This window comes from Roseibium litorale (genome assembly GCF_014842915.1).
Lineage (GTDB): Bacteria > Pseudomonadota > Alphaproteobacteria > Rhizobiales > Stappiaceae > Roseibium > Roseibium litorale.
Window position 1 is genome coordinate 1 of record NZ_JACYXI010000029.1, and the last position, 19,704, is coordinate 19,704.

At 60.9% G+C, this 19,704-nt stretch carries 15 protein-coding genes; 11 read left to right on the top strand and 4 right to left on the bottom strand.

Features of this window, described 5'->3' with window-relative positions; all coding sequences use genetic code 11:
- Positions 1 to 374 precede the first annotated feature (374 nt).
- The 3 genes from IG616_RS22615 to IG616_RS22625 all read left to right on the top strand — a co-directional run bounded on the left by IG616_RS22615 (position 375) and on the right by IG616_RS22625 (position 5,499).
- The gene (locus IG616_RS22615) at positions 375 to 1,754 is read left to right on the top strand and encodes an MATE family efflux transporter (protein WP_192151220.1); all 1,380 of its coding nucleotides are present in this window, start codon (positions 375 to 377) and stop codon (positions 1,752 to 1,754) included.
- Positions 1,755 to 1,910: 156 nt separating this feature from the next.
- Positions 1,911 to 3,122, top strand: a complete 1,212-nt coding sequence (locus tag IG616_RS22620) for an MFS transporter (RefSeq protein WP_192151222.1) — start codon at positions 1,911 to 1,913, stop codon at positions 3,120 to 3,122.
- A 238-nt stretch (positions 3,123 to 3,360) separates the two neighbouring features.
- Positions 3,361 to 5,499, top strand: coding sequence for a sodium-translocating pyrophosphatase (locus IG616_RS22625; RefSeq protein WP_192151225.1), 2,139 nt, complete (start codon positions 3,361 to 3,363; stop codon positions 5,497 to 5,499).
- A gap of 509 nt (positions 5,500 to 6,008) precedes the next feature.
- Here IG616_RS22625 and IG616_RS22630 read toward each other — a convergent pair.
- Positions 6,009 to 6,446: an outer membrane protein assembly factor BamE gene (locus IG616_RS22630; protein WP_192151227.1), complete on the bottom strand. Its 438-nt coding sequence runs from the start codon at positions 6,444 to 6,446 to the stop codon at positions 6,009 to 6,011.
- Positions 6,447 to 6,662: 216 nt separating this feature from the next.
- On the opposite strand from IG616_RS22630, the gene IG616_RS22635 reads away from it, so the two are divergent.
- The 6 genes from IG616_RS22635 (at position 6,663) to IG616_RS22660 (ending at position 11,710) form a co-directional block, all read left to right on the top strand.
- Positions 6,663 to 7,226, top strand: coding sequence for a ubiquinol-cytochrome C chaperone family protein (locus IG616_RS22635; RefSeq protein WP_192151229.1), 564 nt, complete (start codon positions 6,663 to 6,665; stop codon positions 7,224 to 7,226).
- A gap of 4 nt (positions 7,227 to 7,230) precedes the next feature.
- The gene (locus IG616_RS22640) at positions 7,231 to 7,803 is read left to right on the top strand and encodes a YceD family protein (RefSeq protein ID WP_192151231.1); all 573 of its coding nucleotides are present in this window, start codon (positions 7,231 to 7,233) and stop codon (positions 7,801 to 7,803) included.
- Between the two features lie 182 nt (positions 7,804 to 7,985).
- On the top strand, positions 7,986 to 9,050 hold the full coding sequence (gene plsX / locus IG616_RS22645; RefSeq protein ID WP_192151233.1) for a phosphate acyltransferase PlsX: 1,065 nt from the start codon (positions 7,986 to 7,988) through the stop codon (positions 9,048 to 9,050).
- Positions 9,047 to 10,024 carry a beta-ketoacyl-ACP synthase 3 gene (locus IG616_RS22650; protein ID WP_192151235.1) on the top strand — a complete coding sequence of 326 codons (978 nt, stop codon included), beginning with the start codon at positions 9,047 to 9,049 and terminating at the stop codon, positions 10,022 to 10,024. Before plsX ends, IG616_RS22650 begins: the two co-directional genes overlap by 4 nt.
- A gap of 632 nt (positions 10,025 to 10,656) precedes the next feature.
- Positions 10,657 to 10,971 (top strand): integration host factor subunit alpha, encoded by a 315-nt coding sequence (locus IG616_RS22655; RefSeq protein ID WP_192151237.1) that lies wholly within the window; start codon positions 10,657 to 10,659, stop codon positions 10,969 to 10,971.
- Between the two features lie 127 nt (positions 10,972 to 11,098).
- Positions 11,099 to 11,710, top strand: a complete 612-nt coding sequence (locus IG616_RS22660) for a MerR family transcriptional regulator (RefSeq protein ID WP_209008065.1) — start codon at positions 11,099 to 11,101, stop codon at positions 11,708 to 11,710.
- Between the two features lie 42 nt (positions 11,711 to 11,752).
- On the opposite strand, the gene IG616_RS22665 is transcribed toward IG616_RS22660, so the two are convergent.
- From IG616_RS22665 to IG616_RS22675, 3 genes are all read right to left on the bottom strand, one after another.
- On the bottom strand, positions 11,753 to 13,105 hold the full coding sequence (locus tag IG616_RS22665) for a hypothetical protein (protein WP_192151241.1): 1,353 nt from the start codon (positions 13,103 to 13,105) through the stop codon (positions 11,753 to 11,755).
- Between the two features lie 121 nt (positions 13,106 to 13,226).
- Positions 13,227 to 14,447: a glycerophosphodiester phosphodiesterase family protein gene (locus tag IG616_RS22670; protein WP_192151243.1), complete on the bottom strand. Its 1,221-nt coding sequence runs from the start codon at positions 14,445 to 14,447 to the stop codon at positions 13,227 to 13,229.
- A 122-nt stretch (positions 14,448 to 14,569) separates the two neighbouring features.
- On the bottom strand, positions 14,570 to 15,799 hold the full coding sequence (locus IG616_RS22675) for a cytochrome P450 (protein WP_192151245.1): 1,230 nt from the start codon (positions 15,797 to 15,799) through the stop codon (positions 14,570 to 14,572).
- A gap of 707 nt (positions 15,800 to 16,506) precedes the next feature.
- Between IG616_RS22675 and IG616_RS22680 the strand changes: the two genes are divergently transcribed.
- Positions 16,507 to 18,351, top strand: a complete 1,845-nt coding sequence (locus tag IG616_RS22680) for an amidohydrolase (RefSeq protein WP_192151247.1) — start codon at positions 16,507 to 16,509, stop codon at positions 18,349 to 18,351.
- Between the two features lie 52 nt (positions 18,352 to 18,403).
- Positions 18,404 to 19,177 carry a hypothetical protein gene (locus tag IG616_RS22685; RefSeq protein WP_192151249.1) on the top strand — a complete coding sequence of 258 codons (774 nt, stop codon included), beginning with the start codon at positions 18,404 to 18,406 and terminating at the stop codon, positions 19,175 to 19,177.
- Positions 19,178 to 19,704 lie beyond the last annotated feature (527 nt).

Below are 19,704 nucleotides of genomic sequence, written 5' to 3' on the forward strand. Positions count from 1 at the left end.
CTTTTTCCAGGCGGCGGTCGCCAAACCGTCCCAGCACCAACTCCATGCAAACGCCTCCATCTAATCTCCCCACAAGGAATCAGACGGCAAAAGCCTATGCAACTACGATGTGTGAATGTCGTAGCCCCAAGGGGAGAGGGGTAGGGTGAGGGGGTTATGCCCGGCTTGAGACATTATGAGTTTGCCCTGTTGACGCCTCCCGCCAGCATTTGTATTGGAGGAGCAGGTTCCAGGCACCTGCCGCCCGCGGCCACATGGCCAAGGTGAAGTTCTGGATTTCGGCTCTCCTGGCTTTTCTTCCGCTCTGGAGCAACGCGGGCACCACCTCCCTTTGATATTCAGAAGGTTTGCGGAAGGCAGCAAGGGGTGCAGTTATGACCTCCGGAAGTCTTTCAGAAAACAGGTTCACCCATGGGCCTCTCCCCGCGATTTTCATCAGAACCGCGGGCCCGATTGTTTTTGTCATGACGGTCAATGGTCTCCTGACCGTCGTGGATGCCATATTTCTTGGCATCTATAATGGTCCGGACGCCTTGAGTGCCGTGACGCTGATCTTTCCCGTCTACATGCTGATCGTCGCGCTCTCCACGCTGGTTTCCAGCGGCATGTCGAGCATCCTTGCCAGACGGCTCGGCAGTGGCGACCAGGACGGGGCGCAGACGGTCTTTGCCGGCGCCCACGGGCTGGCACTGGTGATCAGTCTCGGCCTGATGGGCTTGTTTCTCATTCTCGGCAAACCCCTCGTGCTTCTGATCGCAGGCGGCAACGGGCTTCTCGCCGGCATGGGGTGGGTCTATCTCGGGATCATGGTGGCAGCGTCCCCGGTCCTGCTCTTCCTGTCCCTCAACACCGATGCCTTGCGCAACGAAGGGCTGGCGGGACGGATGGCCATGCTCAGCCTCATCGTGTCGCTGGCCAACATCCTGTTCAACTACATGCTGATCGGGTGGCTAGGGCTGGGTGTTGCCGGTTCGGCGCTGGGAACTGCTCTTGCGCAAATGCTGGCGCTTGGGCTCGTTGCCGCCATGCGGCTCAGCGGCCAGACGCCGCTTGGCGCTGCGCTCCCCTGGCGGGGCGGATGGGGCACAGGATGGCGGGGCATCCTTGCGCTTGGTCTGCCGCAAAGCTTGAGCTTTATCGGCATCGCATTGGTGTCAGCTTCCATTCTTGGCGCTCTGCAGCTGGTTGGTGGAGCAGAATACGCGGTGACAACGGCCGCTTACGGCATTGTCACAAGAATCATGACCTTCACCTTTCTGCCGCTTCTGGCCATGTCCATGACCTTGCAATCGATGGTCGGGAACAATTTCGGTGCGGGGTTGAGGCTGCGCTCTGACGCGTGTCTGCGTCTGATTCTTGTCTTTGCGCTGCTGTATGGAGCCGCAGTGGAGATCTCCCTGATCTTGTCCGGTCAGGCCCTTGCGCATCTCTTCGTGCAGGACCCTCACGTGACAGCTGCGGTTGGACGCATTCTGCCGGTCATGGTTGCGATGTATTTTCTGGCGGGGCCCCTGATGATGGTCGGCGCCTATTTCCAGGCTCTGGGAGAGGCGCCGCGGGCAGCGGTCATCAGTCTGGCAAAGCCCTATTTCTTTGCCATTCCGTCAATCCTGATACTGCCGCGTTTCTTTGGAGAGCAGGCGGTCTGGCTGTCCATGCCGCTGGCAGAAATGCTGCTGGCTGGAGTGACGCTTGTGGTTCTGGTGCAGTCCGCTCGGGCCCAAAAGCGCAGGCTGGGTCTGTTTACGGCCTAGCCGGACATGGGCAGTCCTCACATTTGAGGGCTGCCAAGCCTTGGACTGTCGTGTAAACGGAAAGACCATTCCGGCAGACAACACCGTCCGGTGATCTGCTCAGCCCACCTTCCTCTCGTTTTGCCCCGCCTTCGCAAGGCAGGGCTGGAGCCGACGATGAACCAAGCCGCCTACTCCTTTCCGGTCAACGACAGTCTTGCCCGGCGCAATGCTTTGCTGCTGGCGTTTGCGCAGGCCATCGGCGGTGCGTCAGCCTCTATCGTGATTGCGTCTGCCTCTCTTGTCGGCGCGGCGATGCTGGGGGCGGACAAGCATCTGGCGACGGTACCTGTCTCGGCCATGGTTCTGGGCACGGCCATCGGCACCTTGCCTGCCGGGCTGATCATGCGCCGTTATGGCCGCCGGACCGGCTTTGCAGGCGCCAGTATCTGGGCCTGTGCCTCCGCGCTGCTTGCTGCCTATTCGGTCCTGATCGGTGCGTTCTGGCTGTTCTCCCTTGCTTGCGCGGGCAGCGGCTTTGCCGGCGCCTTTGCCCAGCAATACCGCTTTGCCGCAGCGGATACCGCCAGTGACGCCTTCAAGCCCAAGGCAATCTCGTGGGTCATGGCGGGCGGGGTTCTGGCCGGGGTTGTCGGCCCGCAAACCGTCATCCTGACCAAGGAATCGCTGCCGCCTTTTCTTTTTGCCGGCACCTATGTGGCTCAGGCGGGCCTTGCGCTGATTGCCCTGTGCCTGGTGCTGTTCCTGAAGATCCCCAGGCCCGCGCCCGTGAGCCAGACCGGCGGCGGCAGGCCGATGCGGCAGATCATGGCCCAGCCGCGCTTCATCGTGGCAGCGGCCTGCGGCATCACATCCTATGCGTTGATGAGCCTTGTGATGACCGCGACCCCGCTGGCCATGATCGGCTGCGGGTTTGATGCCAATGATGCGGCCCTCGGCATTCAGTGGCATGTGCTCGCCATGTTCGGCCCGAGCTTCTTCACCGGCAACCTGATCGCACGCTTCGGCAAGGAGCGGGTGGTGGCGACCGGGCTTGCCCTTCTGGCGGCCTGCGCCACCGTTGCCCTGATGGGGGTCGAGCTTGCCCATTTCTGGGGCGCGCTGATCCTTCTGGGTCTTGGCTGGAACTTCGGCTTCATCGGCGCGACCGCCATGCTGACCGAAACTTACCGCCCGGAAGAACGCAACATGGTCCAGGCCACCAATGATTTCCTCGTGTTCGGCTTTGTGGCCGCCGCATCCTTTTCCTCCGGTCAGCTGCTTGAAAATTTCGGCTGGACAACCGTGAATTGGATCGTGTTCCCCTTTGTGATCCTGAGCCTTTGCCTGCTTGCCTGGCTTCTGTCTCATGAACGTAAAAGTCAGTAATGCTTACCTAAACAAGGGTGCTTCTGCGAAGTAAATGCTGCATTGCAGCTTTAATTTCCGTAAGGAGAAGATTTGTTTTATTCGGACAAGAACTTGACGATTGCCGCCATGTTGCTGCTATCGTGGCGGCGTGAGGACGGGCCGGTGCAACTGGCGCCGTCCCGGGGCGGGTCACAGGAATGATACCAACGCGCAAAAGATAGGTCAGACACGGCTCGCCACATATCTGGGAGGAACCATGAGCGAGTTATTCGTGATCATCGTCTGCGGCCTGTTGTCCATTGCATATGGCGCCTGGGCCGTCCGTTCCGTCATGGCGGCTGATGCGGGATCCGTCCGCATGCGGGAGATCGCCGGGGCGATCCAGGAGGGCGCGCAGGCCTATCTGACCCGCCAATACACCACCATCGCCATCGTCGGTGCCGTCGTCTTCGTGCTGGCCTGGTGGCTTCTGTCGGCCACGGCAGCGGTCGGCTTTCTGATCGGGGCGGTTCTGTCAGGGACTGCCGGTTTCATCGGCATGATGGTCTCCGTCCGCGCCAATGTGCGCACGGCCCAGGCCGCCAGCAAAAGCCTTGCAGCCGGTCTGGAGATCGCCTTCCGCTCGGGTGCTGTCACCGGGCTTCTGGTGGCCGGGCTCGCTTTGCTGGGCGTCGCGGTCTATTTCACCATCCTGACCAGCGGCATGGGCTACGGGCCAACCGACCGGACGGTCGTCGATGCGCTGGTGGCGCTCGGATTCGGGGCTTCGCTCATTTCCATCTTCGCCCGTCTGGGCGGTGGCATCTTCACCAAGGGGGCAGATGTCGGCGGCGATCTTGTCGGCAAGGTCGAGGCCGGTATTCCGGAGGATGATCCGCGCAACCCGGCGACCATTGCCGACAATGTCGGCGACAATGTCGGTGACTGTGCGGGCATGGCTGCGGATCTGTTCGAGACCTATGCGGTGACGATCGTTGCCACCATGGTGCTTGCCTCCATCTTCTTCAGCGGGCCTGAGGCCGTGACCTTGATGCTGTTGCCGATGGTGATCGGGGCGGTCTGCGTGGTGACGTCCATCGCGGGCACGTTCTTCGTCAAGCTCGGGGCAAATAACTCGATCATGGGCGCGCTCTACAAGGGCTTCATCGCGACAGCCGTGCTGTCCGCCGTGGCTCTGGCAGGCGTCGTGTTTCTGTGGCTCGGGGCAGGAGCATCCTTCACCACCTCTGGCGGCCTGACCTTCACCGCCATGGACATCTTCTCCTGCGGCATTGTCGGTCTGGTCGTCACGGGGCTGATCATCTGGGTGACGGAATATTACACGGGCACCGAATACCGCCCCGTGCGCTCCATTGCCCAGGCTTCTGTGACGGGGCACGGCACCAACGTGATCCAGGGGCTGGCGGTCTCGCTGGAGGCAACGGCTCTGCCCGCGCTGATCATCATTGCCGGCATTCTGTTTGCCCATGGCTTCGCCGGGCTGTTCGGCATCGCGATTGCGGTGACCACCATGCTGGCGCTTGCGGGTATGGTTGTGGCGCTTGATGCCTTCGGGCCGGTGACGGACAATGCGGGCGGCATTGCCGAAATGGCGGATCTGCCTGCGGAAGTGCGCACCACGACCGATGCGCTGGACGCCGTCGGCAACACCACCAAGGCGGTGACCAAGGGCTATGCCATTGGCTCGGCAGGCCTTGGCGCCCTGGTGCTCTTTGCGGCCTATACGGAAGATCTGAAGTTCTTCTCTTCCAAGGCGGAGGCGGGGTCGATTTTCTCCGGCATCAACGTCGACACGCTGTTCAGCCTCTCCAACCCCTATGTGGTGGCCGGGCTGCTGTTCGGCGGGTTGCTGCCCTATCTCTTCGGCGGCATCTCGATGACCGCCGTGGGCCGGGCCGCAGGCGCGGTGGTGGAAGAGGTGCGCCGCCAGTTCAGGGAAAAGCCGGGCATCATGGCAGGCACCGAGCGGCCGGATTATGGCCGGGCGGTGGACATGCTGACCAAGGCCGCGATCCGGGAAATGATCGTGCCCTCGCTCCTGCCGGTGCTCTCGCCGCTGGTGGTGTTCTTTGTCGTCAAGGCGGTGGCGACGCCGTCCGATGCCTTCGCTGCGCTTGGCGCGATGCTTCTGGGTGTGATCGTCACGGGTCTATTCGTGGCAATCTCCATGACCGCCGGTGGCGGGGCCTGGGACAATGCCAAGAAGTCCTTCGAGGATGGGTTTACCGACAAGGATGGCGTCACCCACCACAAGGGCTCCGAAGCGCACAAGGCATCCGTCACGGGTGACACTGTCGGCGATCCCTACAAGGACACGGCGGGTCCGGCGGTGAACCCGATGATCAAGATCACCAACATCGTCGCCCTGCTGCTCCTGGCCGTTCTGGCACACTGAGGGGCGAAGGATAAGCAAAGGGCTGGGGCTGAAAAGCTCCGGCCCTTTTTATCGGGCCTGACGTCTTCAAACCGTCACCTTGCCCTTGAACCATGTGCTCTGGGAATGAGTAGGCCCCGGCGCTCCGGCTTCGCCTGCGGCCGGGGTGACGTTGGGGCGTGGGGTGGTGGTGCAGGAAAAGAAAAAGCCGGAGCAAGCTTGCGGCCATTCATATGGCAACTTGCTTGCAAGCCGTCACCCCGGCCAAGCGCAGCGCGAGCCGGGGCCTACTCGCAGAGCTTCCTCGAAAAAGGCCGGTTTTGCCTCTGGCCTTCTCCTGTCTGAAAAGTGTGGTGGTCCTGTGGCCAAACTCCGCCCTTGCACCACGAGCTCTGGGAATGATTGGGCCCCGGCTCTCCGGCTCCGCCTGCGGCCGGGGTGACGCCTGAGCGTTGGGCTCCTGCAGATGAAAAGAAAAAGCCGGAGCAATGCCCCGGCTTTTTGAATATCGTCTGAACTGGCTGTCCGCCTTAGAGGCCGAGGCTCGGGTTCGCGGCGCCGCGCAGGATCTGGGTCAGGAAGCCATAATCCGAACCGCCAGTGCGGGTCTTGCGGCCCAGGAAGTCGAAGACCTTGCCGTCCTGGATGCCGTAATTGGCCAGATCCTTGACATAGCCATCATCATCGAAATAGACCGCGACCACCCGCTGATCGACAATGTCGGGCGCGAAAAAGGCTGTCGTGGACGTTTTCTGCGAGATGTAATAATAGGCGTCGCCGTTGAGGCTGGACGTAGTGGAGGGGGAGCCCAGAACCAGTTCGACCTGTTCCTTGGAGGAGCCGACCTGCACCTGAGACAGCATGTCGTTGGAAATGACGCTGCCGTGCGTGTAGGTCTGTGTAAAGCATCCGGCAAGCGGAAGGCTGACAAGAAGCGGAATGAGGACGGCGTGCGCCTTGATGTTCATGCTTATCTTCCTGTGGAGCTCCGGCTCACGCCTCTTTCTGCGGATGCAGGTGGGTGCTGGTGCCGTAGCCTGTGACAATGAGCGGTTGACGTAGATCGTTCCTTGGCAAAGTCCCTATCGTGCGTTAGGGCACATGGCAATACTCGTCTGGCTCAATCCTGCAATGCCCGCCACCGAAGGGCAATGCGGGAATGGCCTTTGAAACCGGAGACCGGAATGCTTTTTGGGCTGTTTCGCCGAAAGACTCGCACCGCCGAGCATGAGGCTTATTGCGCGATCGTGGCGCAAGCACGGCAGCCGGTTTTCTACACCAGCTTTGGTGTTCCGGACACGCTGGACGGCCGTTTCGACATGATTGTCGCTCATTCCGTGCTGCTGTTTGCGCGGCTGCGGGGAGAGAGCAAGGCTGTCTCCGAATTTTCCCAGAATGTCTTCGACCTTTTCTTTGCGGACCTGGATGCCACGTTGCGCGAGCAAGGGGTGGCGGATCAGCGGGTGCCGAAAAAGATCAAGACAATGGGCGAAGCTTTCTATGGCCGGGCGGATGCCTATGTGCCCGCACTGGAGGAGGGTAATGTGCTTGCCCTTTCCGATGCGGTTGCCCGCAATATCTTTCCCGATGAGGACATGCCCGCCGGAGCGCGCGGCGTAGCAGATTACATGCTTGCGGCCCACGCCGCACTGAAGGATCAAGACCCCAAGGCGATCCTGTCTGCGGACATCCGGTTTCCGGATCCGCAGGCCTTCGCGCCGGTTCAAAGTGTCAAGGAGACGGACTGACCCCATGGCCAAAGCCGACTATCCCTATTCTCACAAGGTCAATGGCGACCGTCTGGGCGATCAGACCAAAACCATCCGGGTAGAGCCCAGCGAGGCCGAGCTTGCCCGGATTGCCAAGGCCTATGATGTGGATGGAATCGAGAGTCTCGTCGCGGAGCTGACCCTGAAACCCTGGCGCAAGGATGGTGTCCGTGTGGCCGGCACGTTGAAGGCGGATGTCCGCCAGATCTGTGTCGTTACGCTGGAGCCCTTTGTGCAAAGCTTCAGCGATGAGATTGACCGGACGTTTGAACCGGTCTCCTCCCGCCCGCGCCGCCCGCGCGATCTGAACGACGAGGGCGAGATCGAGATCGACCTGGAGGGGATCGATCCGCCGGACGTCATGCTGGACGGTGTTCTGGATCTGGGCGCGCTGATCTGTGAGCAGCTCGCGCTTAATATCGACCCGTTTCCGCGCAAGCCGGGTGCCGAGTTCGCGGACCGGGTCGAGGATGCCGGAGACGATGGTGAGGGGGGCGAAGAAAAGCCTTCTCCCTTTGCTGCGCTTGCCAAGCTGAAAGGTGAGGACGACAGCTAAATCAAACGGGCGAAGATTGAAAATGGTTGTCTCCGGACGTGAAACCGTTATGTTCGCCCCCTGTTTAATCGGTCCTGGCAGCTTTGAGCCGTCAGGACGTGCCCGGGCCGCAGACCGGCACGAAGACCTCAGCGCGAGGCCTTGTCCGCTTCGGCCCCTGGCTCACCTTTGAAGACCTTTTGATGGCGAAAACCATTCCAATTTCCCTTGATGCAATGGGCGGCGATCATGGCCCGGAAGTGGTTATTCCGGGCGCGGAGATCGCGCTGGTGCGTCATCCGGATATCCGCTTTCTGATCTATGGCAACGAGAAGGTGGTGCTGCCGATTCTCGACCGCTATCCCAGGGTCAAGGAAGCCTCCACCTTCCACCACTGCGACGTTTCCGTTGCCATGGACGCAAAGCCGAGCCAGGCCCTGCGCCAGGGCCGCTGGCGCTCCAGCATGTGGCGGGCGATCGAAGCCGTGAAGACCGAAGAAGCGGCGGTTGCCGTGTCTGCTGGCAACACCGGCGCGCTGATGGCCATGTCCAAATTTTGCCTGCGGACCATGGCCAACATCGAACGCCCGGCCATTGCCGCGATCTGGCCGACGACACGCGGTGAGAGCATCGTTCTGGACGTGGGGGCCACCATAGGCGCCGATGCCCAGCAGCTGATCGACTTTGCGATTCTCGGCGGGGCCATGGCCCGTGCGCTGTTCAGCATCGAAAAGCCGACCGTCGGCCTTCTCAACATCGGCGTTGAAGAAGTGAAGGGCCTTGAAGAGGTCCGCACAGCCGGCCGCCTGATGCGCGAAGCGCCGCTCAGCTCGCTCACCTATTCCGGTTTCGTCGAAGGTGACGATATCGGGCAGGGGGCTGTCGATGTCGTCGTGACCGAAGGTTTTGCGGGCAACATCGCCCTGAAGACCGCGGAAGGCACGGCGAAGCAGATCGGAGGCTATCTGCGCTCGGCCATGAGCCGGACGCTCATGTCCAAGATCGGCTATTTCTTTGCCAAGAGTGCCTTTGACCGGCTGCGGGAAAAAATGGACCCGCGCAAGGTCAATGGCGGGGTGTTCCTGGGTCTGAACGGTATTGTCATCAAGAGCCATGGCGGAACGGATGCGGAAGGCTATGCCGCTGCCATCGACCTGGCCTATGACATGGTCCGCAACGAGCTGACCCAGAAGATCGCCCATGATCTGGTCCATTATCACCGCGGGGGCATTGCCCGGGCCGCGAAAAATTCGGAAGGTGATCAGTGAGCGTAATCCGTTCCACGGTCCTGGGAAGCGGCAGCTATCTGCCGGCGACTTGTCTGACCAATGACGATCTGGCCAAGAAGGTCGACACCTCGGACGAGTGGATCGTCCAGCGCACCGGCATCCGCCAGCGCCATGTGGCGGCGGAAGGCGAATACACCTCGGATCTGGCTTTCAAGGCCGCAGAGGCCGCCCTTGCCAATGCGGGCATGAAGGCTGAAGACATCGACCTTATCATTCTGGCGACCGCAACGCCGGACAATACCTTTCCGGCAACGGCCGTTCAGGTTCAGCACCGGCTCGGCATCACGCATGGCTTTGCGTTCGACATTCAGGCGGTCTGCTCCGGTTTCGTCTATGCGCTGACCACTGCTGACATGTACCTCAAGGGCGGTCTCGCCAAGCGGGCGCTTGTGATCGGCGCGGAGACCTTCTCGCGGATTCTCGACTGGGAAGACCGGACCACTTGCGTCCTCTTCGGTGACGGCGCCGGGGCCGTGGTTCTGGAAGCTCAGGAAGGCAAGGGTACCATTGAGGATCGTGGCATTCTCACCTCGCATCTGCGCTCTGATGGCCGCCACAAGGAAAAGCTCTATGTCGACGGCGGTCCCTCGACCACCCAGACCGCGGGCCACCTGCGCATGGAAGGCAAGGAAGTCTTCAAGCATGCGGTCGGCATGATCACCGATGTGATTGAGGACGCCTTCGAGGCCACCAAGCTCAGTGCGGAAGACCTCGACTGGTTCATTCCGCATCAGGCGAACAAGCGCATCATCGATGCCAGTGCCAAGAAGCTCAGCATTGCGCCGGAGAAGGTCGTGACCACAGTCGATATCCACGGCAACACCTCCGCGGCCTCCATTCCTCTTGCCCTGGACACTGCAGTGCGCGATGGGCGCGTCCAGCGCGGCGACCTCGTGCTTCTGGAAGCCATGGGCGGCGGGTTCACCTGGGGCTCGGTGCTGTTGCGCTGGTAAGTAGGTTCTGGCGCAGCCTGGCTGTCTTTTACTCTTCAAGTCCGGTCCGCTGTCGCGGGCCGGACTTTTTTGTCCCCGGCGGATGTCAGATGTCCTCAATCTCCGCACCTTCTTCGGGCCAGATCTGAACGCCATTGTCTGTCTTCTTGATCAACACCCAGTCGTGCGGAGCGCTTCCGCCCTCGCAGGAGCCTTCCGGAGAGATTTCTTTCCGGGTTTTGCGCCCAGCTTTGCAGAGCCTGCATTTCCAATGCCATCGGATCTGGCTATTGGCATTTTGGTGAGCTTCATGTTCCATGTTTTGCATCCTCCCCTTTGGGAGCTTCCCATAGATGAAGCAGCCAGTGATTGACCTTGCTCAACAGGCTTCTGCATTGTTTGGCTTGGGCAAACCGCCAGATTCGGGAAGGGGGCAGGCCGAAGTGCGCACAAGCTGGCTGCGGGCGGCCCACGTGGCTGTGTCCAGTCCACCCGGTCTAAGTGCCATCCAATACCGCCAAAATGACTAAGCGTTAATTTCCAGAAAGCCCAGACTTCCTGTTGACCGTTTTGCCATGACACAATACCGTAGCGCCAACGGGGAAGTTTCGTAGCAAAATCAGCCAGATCGTTGGCATTGCCGAGGAGTGGTCATGGGCAACAGGACAATCACGCGCGCTGATCTTTGCGAGGCGGTCTATCAGAAAGTGGGACTGTCGCGCACGGAATCGTCAGAGCTGGTCGAACGGGTTCTTTCAGAAATTTCGGAATGCCTCCTGACCGGTCAATCGGTCAAGTTGTCTTCCTTCGGCTCTTTTGTCGTCCGCTCGAAGGGGGAACGAATCGGCAGGAACCCCAAAACCGGTGAAGAAGTACCGATCTCGCCCCGCCGCGTGATGGTGTTCAAGCCGAGCAACGTCTTGAAACAGCGCATCAACGAGGCCCTGACGGGCGCAGAACACGCATGAGGGCGTCTGGCGTTCAGACGAATGCCGGAAAGAGACTCAACCCTTTTGAAGCGATCAGCTTTCGCGTCAACGGCCACTGTGGCTGTTGACCAGCTGATCCGAAACCCGACAAGACCTGATGACGAGCATGGACAAGAGCCCGGACGCCTTCCGCACGATCAGTGAGGTCGCGGAGGATCTTGACCTGCCGCAGCATGTCCTAAGGTTCTGGGAAACCCGGTTCACGCAGATCAAGCCGCTGAAACGCGGTGGCGGGCGCCGCTATTACCGTCCTGATGACGTGGAACTGCTGCGCGGTATCCGCCATCTGCTGTACGGAGAAGGCTACACAATCAAGGGCGTGCAGAGGATCCTGAAAGAACAGGGGCCGCGTTTCGTCATGCAGATCTGGCATGAGGATGCTATTCCGCTGCCGGTGGCGGCCAAACTTGCCAGTCCGGGGGAGACCGTTGCGGCTCCGCGCGCCACGGCGCCCAGCATCGCCGCACCAGTTACACCGGAGCCCGCCGGTCACGATGATGCGATGCCGGAGCGCCCCCGGGATGTCCTGATGGATGATGCCCCCAAGAAGGGGCAGGAGAAAACCGGCCACGGCCTCCGTTTCATGGAGCGTTTCCGCGGAGAACGGGAGGATATCCATGGCGCCGGCGCAGCGCTGTCCAAGGATGACATCCGCCGCCTCCAGGCGACCTTGTTCGAGCTTTTGGAATGCAAGCGAATTCTGGATCAGGCCCGCTGATCCAGTCTTTGCCGCCTGTCGCGGCTCATTCCTGAGGCCGGTTTACTTTCCCTTGAAAAACGATGTCAGCCGCTCCAGCGCGGATGGCTTCGACGGCTGCTCTTGCTGGCTTGACGAAGCAATGCGCCGGAGCTCTTCCAGCGACAGCCGCTCCGTTGGCGTCTTCTGATCCGGCAGGGAGCGCTGCCTGGTGCCGAAACTCTGTTTGGGCGGCTCGTCTTCCCCGGCCTCTTGTCTTTCCCGCTCTGCGGGCGGCACATAAGCAGCAGGTTCTGCCGACCGTTCAACCGGATCGCTCACCTGAACCGTTTGCGCCTCATGAAACGTGGAGGGCCGGGAAGGTTCTGACGTCTCTCCCGAGGTCTTCAACTCGGCAAGGCGGGCCAGAATGGCCGCATCAACCGGATCATCGGGATCCAGCCCGTCCTTGCTGGCGCGCGTGATTGTCTGCTCCACCACGCTTCCGTCCAAACCATATTGCAGATGAACCGTCGGCACCTTCGGCCCGATGATGCCAAAGGCTGCGCTCATTTCGAGTTTCAGCTTGATCCGGTCCGGTTCGGCGGGAGGCGTCTTTTCATAAACAACACGAATGCGCTCGCTGGGGTCCTGGCCAAATGTATCACCGTCCGGAATGACTGCATTGCGCGCCTCGCAAAGAGCAACGAACTGGAGCAGGCGCTCGATCATGAACTCTACGGGCGCGGTGCTCGGCAGGAAATGAACGAGATAGCCGGTGAGATACTGGGAACCGGCGCCAATCACGCCGATATATTTGTCTTCATCAGGCGCGTCCTGGGGCGGAGCATAGGCTTGTGGGCGGATATAGAGGTCCAGCTTGTCTTCCAGCAGGGCGAGGGTGGTAAACAGGTCGGGGGGCAGAATATAGCCATTTGCCGCCCAGACCACCGCCGTGGCATAGCGCAGCTTGAGAAACCGCACCGTCAAATCGGCAAGAAACGCCATCGCCTGGCGGCTGTCTTCGCCGTTGCCGATCATCTGCGTATGGGGCGAGACGGCTTCCTTGAGATGATCTGGCACGAGGGACGCCGGGATCAGTCCTTTGCCGATCGAGAGGGTGGTCACCATCCGGGCGGACGCGGCTACCCGCTCAGCCTGCGGAAACATCTTGGGAATCGGATAATTGGTGATCCCGCGTTCAACCGCTTCCCTGCCGGTCCAGGGCGCGCTCTGGGTGACGAGAACCCGGAACCCGCCGCAGAGCATGTAGGTGTCCTGATCTGTGGAAGGGGCCAGCAGATGGCACTCGCTGGCGGCAATGCCGCGGTCTGCCGCCACATGCAGGATCATCTGGCGGACACGGTCAGCCGGAACCAGTTCATTCTCCGGATGGAGAACCTGGCAATCGAATGTCTCTGCAGGAAAAATGTTCACGTCAGCCCGGCCCGGAAAATGGATCTTACGATCAATATGCTCCTGGCCGGGTGAATTTCAAATGAACCGGATAGGGAAGTGAACGGCGCGGCCAGTCTCTGGCGCGCCGCTCCCGTGGATTTTAGTCGAGGCCCATGCAGCTGGCGTAGTAGCTGACGGTCGCGGGCCAGTCGGAGAAGATGCCGGACACGCCGACATCCTGCGCCAAGACATCCACGATCTCGTAAAGATCGCCTTCGCCAGAGAGGGCGCTGTTGATGCTCTGATAATACCAGCCGCCACCCTTTTGCGTGATGGGGCCGGAACGTTCCAGCGACCAGGCGATGGTCTTCAGGCCAGCGGCCTTGGCTTCCTTCGCATAGGCAGAGGGGACGATCTTGCCGTCCTCAACGGTCAGCAGCATCCAGATCGGCGGGGCGATGTAGCTGACGCCCATGTCCTTCAGCTCCTGCATGGAGGGGGTGAAGGTCTCCGGCTTCATCGGGTCGAGGCCTGCCGAATAGCGGCCATCCAGGTAAACCGCCTGCTTGCCGAACTCCGGCTCGTTCTTTACCCAGTAGAGAATGTCGTCGAGATTGAAGGATTGAGCCCAGACGTCCGAGGCCGGGATGCCAGCCTGCTTGTATTCGTCGATCAGCATCTGGGCATAGTCTTCCTGGGACATGCCGTCGAAGGGCATCTCCACTTCCGGGCTTTTCAGCTCCGGCGTGAACTTGCCGCCGAGCGACTTGATCAGCTCAATGGATGCCTTGTGGGTCATCAAGGTGCCGGGGGAATAAAGATCCGTGCGCCAGCGCGGTGAGCCGTTCATATAAGCGTCCAGTGTGGCCGCCTTGCTGTCCCCCCCGTCCATCTTGGCCGACAGGCTCTTGAATTCTTCGAGCGTCAGCTCGCTGGTCCGGCACGTGGCCTTGGCCTTTTCGCCATTGGCAGCCGGGGTGAAGGGCACCGCGCATTTGCTTGCCAGGTCTGTCGCGAGGATATTGGTCGAGGTCGCAAGGTCATCCTGGGCGTGGCGGCAGACCAGCTGCTTGTCCTTGGTGAAGGTGACGTCGCACTCGATGATCCCTGCACCCATGGTGGCCGCTGCCCGGTAACCTTCCGCAGAATGCTCCGGAAACTCCAGCGGCGCGCCCCGGTGGGCGATGGAAAAGAGCGTTTTCTTCACCGGCTGGCTGGCACAGGCCTTCAGCTTGTCCTTCAGCTCCCCGTCCTTCATCTTGTCGATCAGATAGGCCGGGCGGGGGCCCACGCTGACGGTTTCAGCCTGTGCGGCGGTCAGGCCTGCCATCGTGGCAAGGGCCACGGCAGCGAGAGAGGCAGGAAGGAGCGGAAGGCGCATGGAAAATCCTTGTGTCTTGGGTCTGTGCCGCTTGCCGCAGCGGTTGAGAAACTCCCTCTCCACAAGGGGAAAGGCAGCTTTGTCCTTCCCCTAGCGCGGGAAGGTGACAGGCAGACTACAGCCTATGCCGCTTTCCACACCAGCGGCAGGGAGACCGGCCCGCGCACGGAAAGGCCGCGCTTGTATTGCGGTTCGCCGCCGGAGAGCTCCAGGCTGGAGAACCGCCGCAACAGGGTGGAGAAGATGATGTCCATATCCAGCCGCGCCAGATGATTGCCAAGGCAGAAATGGGCGCCCCGGCCAAAGGCAATGTGCCAGTTGGGCGTGCGGCCAACATCAAACCGGCCGGCATCGGGAAACTGGGCCGGATCGCGGTTGGCGGAGCCGTAAAGAACGCCGAACTTGGTGCCGCGCGGATAGGACTTGCCCGCAATCTCAACCTCTTCAACGCAGTAACGGTGGAAGAAGGGCAGGGGGCTTTCGAAGCGGAACATTTCCTGGACCGCGGTTTTCATCAGGCCCGGCTCATCGCGCAGGCGCTGCATCTGATCCGGGAAGCGCAAGAGCGCATGCATGCCGCTGCCCAGCACGTCGATGGTGGAGCCGTGGCCCGCCATCAGGATCAGCATGGCGGTGGAGATGAACTCGTCCTCGTTCATCAGGCCTGCCTTCTGAGCCTCGATCATGCGCGACAGCAGATCCTCACCGGGATTGGCCTCCCGCTCTGCCTTCAGCCTGGTCAGATATTCGTAGAACTCGGTGGTGTTGCGCTCCGCCAGCTCTTTGCGGGCCTCGGAACGGTCAATGTCGAAGAATTGCACAATGTTCTCCGACCAGATGCGCAGCTGCGGGCAGTCCTCGTTCGGCACGCCAAGTACCCGCCCGATGATGTGGCCCGGCACATGGGCGGCCAGATCGGCGGTGAAGTCGATCTCGTCCCGGTCCGCCAGACTGTCGAACAAATGGTCCACATAGATCTGGATCTCGTCGCGCAGCTTATTGACCATGACAGGGGTGAACAGCTGGAACACCTGCTTGCGCAGCCGGTCATGCACCGCGCCGTCGCTGTCGAGCAGGGAGAACTGCACGAAGCGCTGGTGGTGGGGCATGTCGTGCCAGTTGGCCGCCCGCTGCTGGGCCTCGATTTCTTCCCGGCTGGCGATGTGGTCCATGGTCCGCACCATGCGGGCATCCAGCACGATCTGGGACACATCCTCGAAGCGTGAGGCCAGCCAGATGTCGAAGTCCTCGAAATAGGTCAGGCCGGGGATGGCCCTCAGCTCCGCATAGTGGCGGTAGGGATCCTGAGCAAACTCAGGGCTGAGCGGCTGGAATTGAAAGCTGGCTGTCATGGCGGGCGGGTGCGTCCGGCTTCTTGCAAGGGATTGGAAGCCGCCAAGCTAACCGAGCACGGGCAGGGGTGCAAAGCCTCAGGCCCGGTTTGGGCAGAATGCCTGTTGATCTTGCACGCGGCACGGCAGACGCCCGGCTTACCCTTGCGGGGGAGATGTCAGCTTCAGCTGACAGAGAGCGGGGCGTTTCCGCATACTCCGCAAAGCTGCAATGTTCCGAGGGGCTTATACCCCCCTCTGCCCCATTCGGGGGCATCTCCCCCAGCAAGGGAGGAGACGGGCGTCTGCCACGCCGCTTTCGTGTCTTATCCAGCTTTGAGCAGGAGAGCAGGTCTGATTTCATCGTCATGGATGAAAATCCGGAATTTAAACCGGACAGCAGTGGACTTGATGCTGCATTCCTCTCCGTCACCTTTCGAAACGGAGAGCCCCTTCCTTGAGGAGAGGGAACGGCATGGGGTCAAGCCATGGCAGGACGGAGGAGAGGGGAGTGGAGCCTCTAGCGGAATGATGGCTTCTGGAAGTTTGCTCATCGAAGCCTGCTTTCGTCAGGAACGGCCCTGAGCGGACGTTTGCACCGGGTGCAGCGAAAGGCGGGTCTCGCGTAACATAGGCCAGAACTCGACACGGCCCATAACCTGGGTCAAGCTAGCGAGAAGCGATCCTGGCGTTTCGTCGGACGAAGGCCATTGAACAGGGATGATTACATGACCCGCAAAGTTTATGCCTGCCTGTGCTGTGCGGCGGACTTCGGCAAGTTTTTCACCGGAAATCGCGAAGTCGCAAAACTTATTGAGGCCTCCACCGGTTCTCAGCCGACGGGCTTTTCTTGCAATGCTGTGGTTGACCGTCGCGACTTCGTCAAGGGCGGTGTAGCGACGATCGGGGCCTTGGGGCTTGTCGGCTATTCGGGCGGCAGCGCAAAGGCGCAAGACGGCACGACGCGCGTCTTCTCCGGCGGCACGATCCTGACCGTCGACAAGGCTTTCTCCGAAGCCGGGGCCATTGCCATCAAGGGCAACAAGATCCTCGCGGTCGGAAGCGAGGCGGACGTTCGCGCGGCGGCGGGAGAAGGTGCGGAAATCATTGACCTTGGGGGAAAGGTGATGCTGCCGGGCTTCACCGATCCGCATACGCACATCGTCAGCGGCAGCCTGCTCGACGGCCTGATGGACTATGTCGGCATGGCCCGGTTTTCGACAGCGACCGAAGTCCTGGACTACCTGCGCGACAAGGCCTCCAAGGCAGCGCCGGGGGAATGGATTTCAGCCCGCAATTTTGATCCGTCCATCCAGGAAGGCCCGGATGCGCTTACCTTTAAGGAACTGGATGCGGTCTCTAAGGACAACCCGGTTTTCATCATGAACGCCTCCGGACACCTGGCCTATGTAAACGCCAAGGCCTACGAGGCCGCAGGCCTCACGGAGGATGTCGCCAACCCTCCGGGCGCCGAATACGTTCGGGATGAGAGCGGCAAACTCAATGGTGTCATCAAGAACCAGGTTGCCTTCCAGCCGGTCTTCCAGGCCAACCCGGCCATGGCGGCGGCCAACCCGATCCAGGCGCTCATAGATCTGACGCGCAAATGGGCAAAGATCGGCCTGACAACGGTGAGCGACCTCGGTTTGGGAGCGCTCTCCAGCGGCTATTCGGATGCGCAATTGCTGTTCAATGCCGGAGAGACCGGCAAGCTGTCCAACCGGATACGGGCTTATCCATTCTATCCCTTTGATGAGGCTTGGGACGCGTCTCCCATCCACTTCGGCCAGGGCAGCGCGCTGGTTCGGATTGCCGGCTACAAGCTGGTCGCTGACGGCTCCAATCAGGGCTACACCGGCCTGCAGCGCGAACCTTATCTTGGTACGGATAGCCTAGGGCTGGCTTATACGACGTCTGAGGAGTTGAAGCGCCTGGCGATCAAGCGTGCGGAGCAGGGGTGGCATCTTGCCATTCACGGCAACGGAGATGCGGGTATCGACAATATTCTTGATGCCCTCGAAGCCGTCCGGGATGCCGGCATCGATCTCTCCAATGTGCGTCCACGCATCGAACACTGTTCAATCCTGCATGACGACCAGATTGCCCGCATGAAGGATCTTGGCGTTCAGGCAAGCTTCCTGATCGGCCATGTCCATTTCTGGGGCGTAGCCATGCGCGACGAGGTCTTCGGCGAGGAAAAGGCGCAACTGCTCGACCGGGCCAAGAGTTGCGAGGACGCGGGTGTCGGCTTCACGCTTCACTCGGACTTCCCCGTCATCGACCCGGATCCGCTGCACATGATCGAGATGGCCGTGACCCGCAAGACCTGGAAAGAGCCGGCTTACGTCCTGGCACCCGACGAGCGGATCTCGGTGGAAAGTGCGATCCGCGCGGTGACAATCAATGGCGCCTGGCAAATGAACTCCGATACCGAGGTCGGAAGCCTCGAAGCCGGCAAGCTGGCCGACTTCGTGATCCTCGACAAGGACCCGCGCAAAGTGGATCCGGACACGATCAAGGACATCAATGTGCTGGAGACCTGGATGGACGGAAAGCAGGTTTTTTCCGCTTAGGTCCCATTGGGGTTCGTTTAAGGCACAGGCTGGAGCTTTCGGGGAAAAGGCGATGTTGAGTTTAGATCAACTTTCCAGACTGGGCGTGGCACTTGCCGTCTCCTCAATGTCTGTTCTGGCGACGCAGGCCGAGGAACAGCCCGAGAAACCGGCTGAGAATTCGATCTGGGGTCGGCCGACACTGCTGGATGGCCCCGAGACCTTCCGAAAGGTTATGCGCAACCACGGCATCGACATCAAGGCCTTGTCATGGACACAGTTCGGCCAGGGTCTCATCCAGGGCGATGGAGATCATTCGGTTGAATGGGGCGGCAAGGGAGACCTTATCTTGAACCTTGACGGCGAAAAGCTGGGTCTATGGCCGGGGCTCTTCGTCAACATTCATCAGGAGGTTCTCGCGGGCGATGACGCCCTCGCCCAGGGAGATGGTTCCTATATCCCGGTCAACACCGCCATGGCCTTCCAGCGCCTCGGCGGCGAGCAAGCGGACACGTCGGTCCTCGTCACCCAACGCTTCACGGACAGGATCTCGGCGACCTTCGGCAGGCGCAGAATCCACCGGACGCGCGCTCCAGACGCACGAAGCTCTTCTTCCCATTGCCCGGACGTGGATTGGATCCCGCGTCAAGCGCGGGATGACCGCGTGGTGAGCCCGTGCCTTGGTCTCCTCAGCAGGGCAGATATTTGCCCCATCTGCCTCTCCTCCTTCGTCATTGCAGCACTTGATGCTGCAATCCACCCCGTAACCTCGCCTCACGGAAAAGCCCTTCTTTCAGGAGAGGTCACGGCATGGGGTCAAGCCATGGCAGGACGGAGGAGAGGGTAGTGGGGAGACATCCGGTTCCGCTGTGCCGGAAGTCTTGGCGTTTTCGAGGACGCGTTTCGAAGGCGTTCCCGCAGGCAGAACCCGATGCATGAGCCAGCCCCCCGCGCGGTCATCCCCGGCTCGACCGGGGATCCAATGCAGCTCTCCGCAGAACGGCAGGCCCAGAATCCACCGGACGCGCGCTCCAGACGCATGAACCTCTTCTCCCTATTGCCCAAACGTGGATTGGATCCCGCGTCAAGCGCGGGATGACCGCGTGGTGGGCCCGTGCCTTGGTCTCCTCCGCAGGGCTGATGCTTGCCTCGCTAGCCTCTCCTCTTTCGTCATTGCAGCACTTGATGCTGCAATCCATGCCGGAACCTTTCGAAACGGAGAGCCCCTTCCTTGAGGAGAGGGAACGGCATGGCAACTGTGTTTATGCGAAGGTTCGTTTGTCTCTGAGCATAGCGTTGAGGACGGTTAGAAGCTTTCTTGCGACGGCGATGAGGGCCAGCTTTTTGGAGCCGGACCGGTTCGCGATTGCCTGG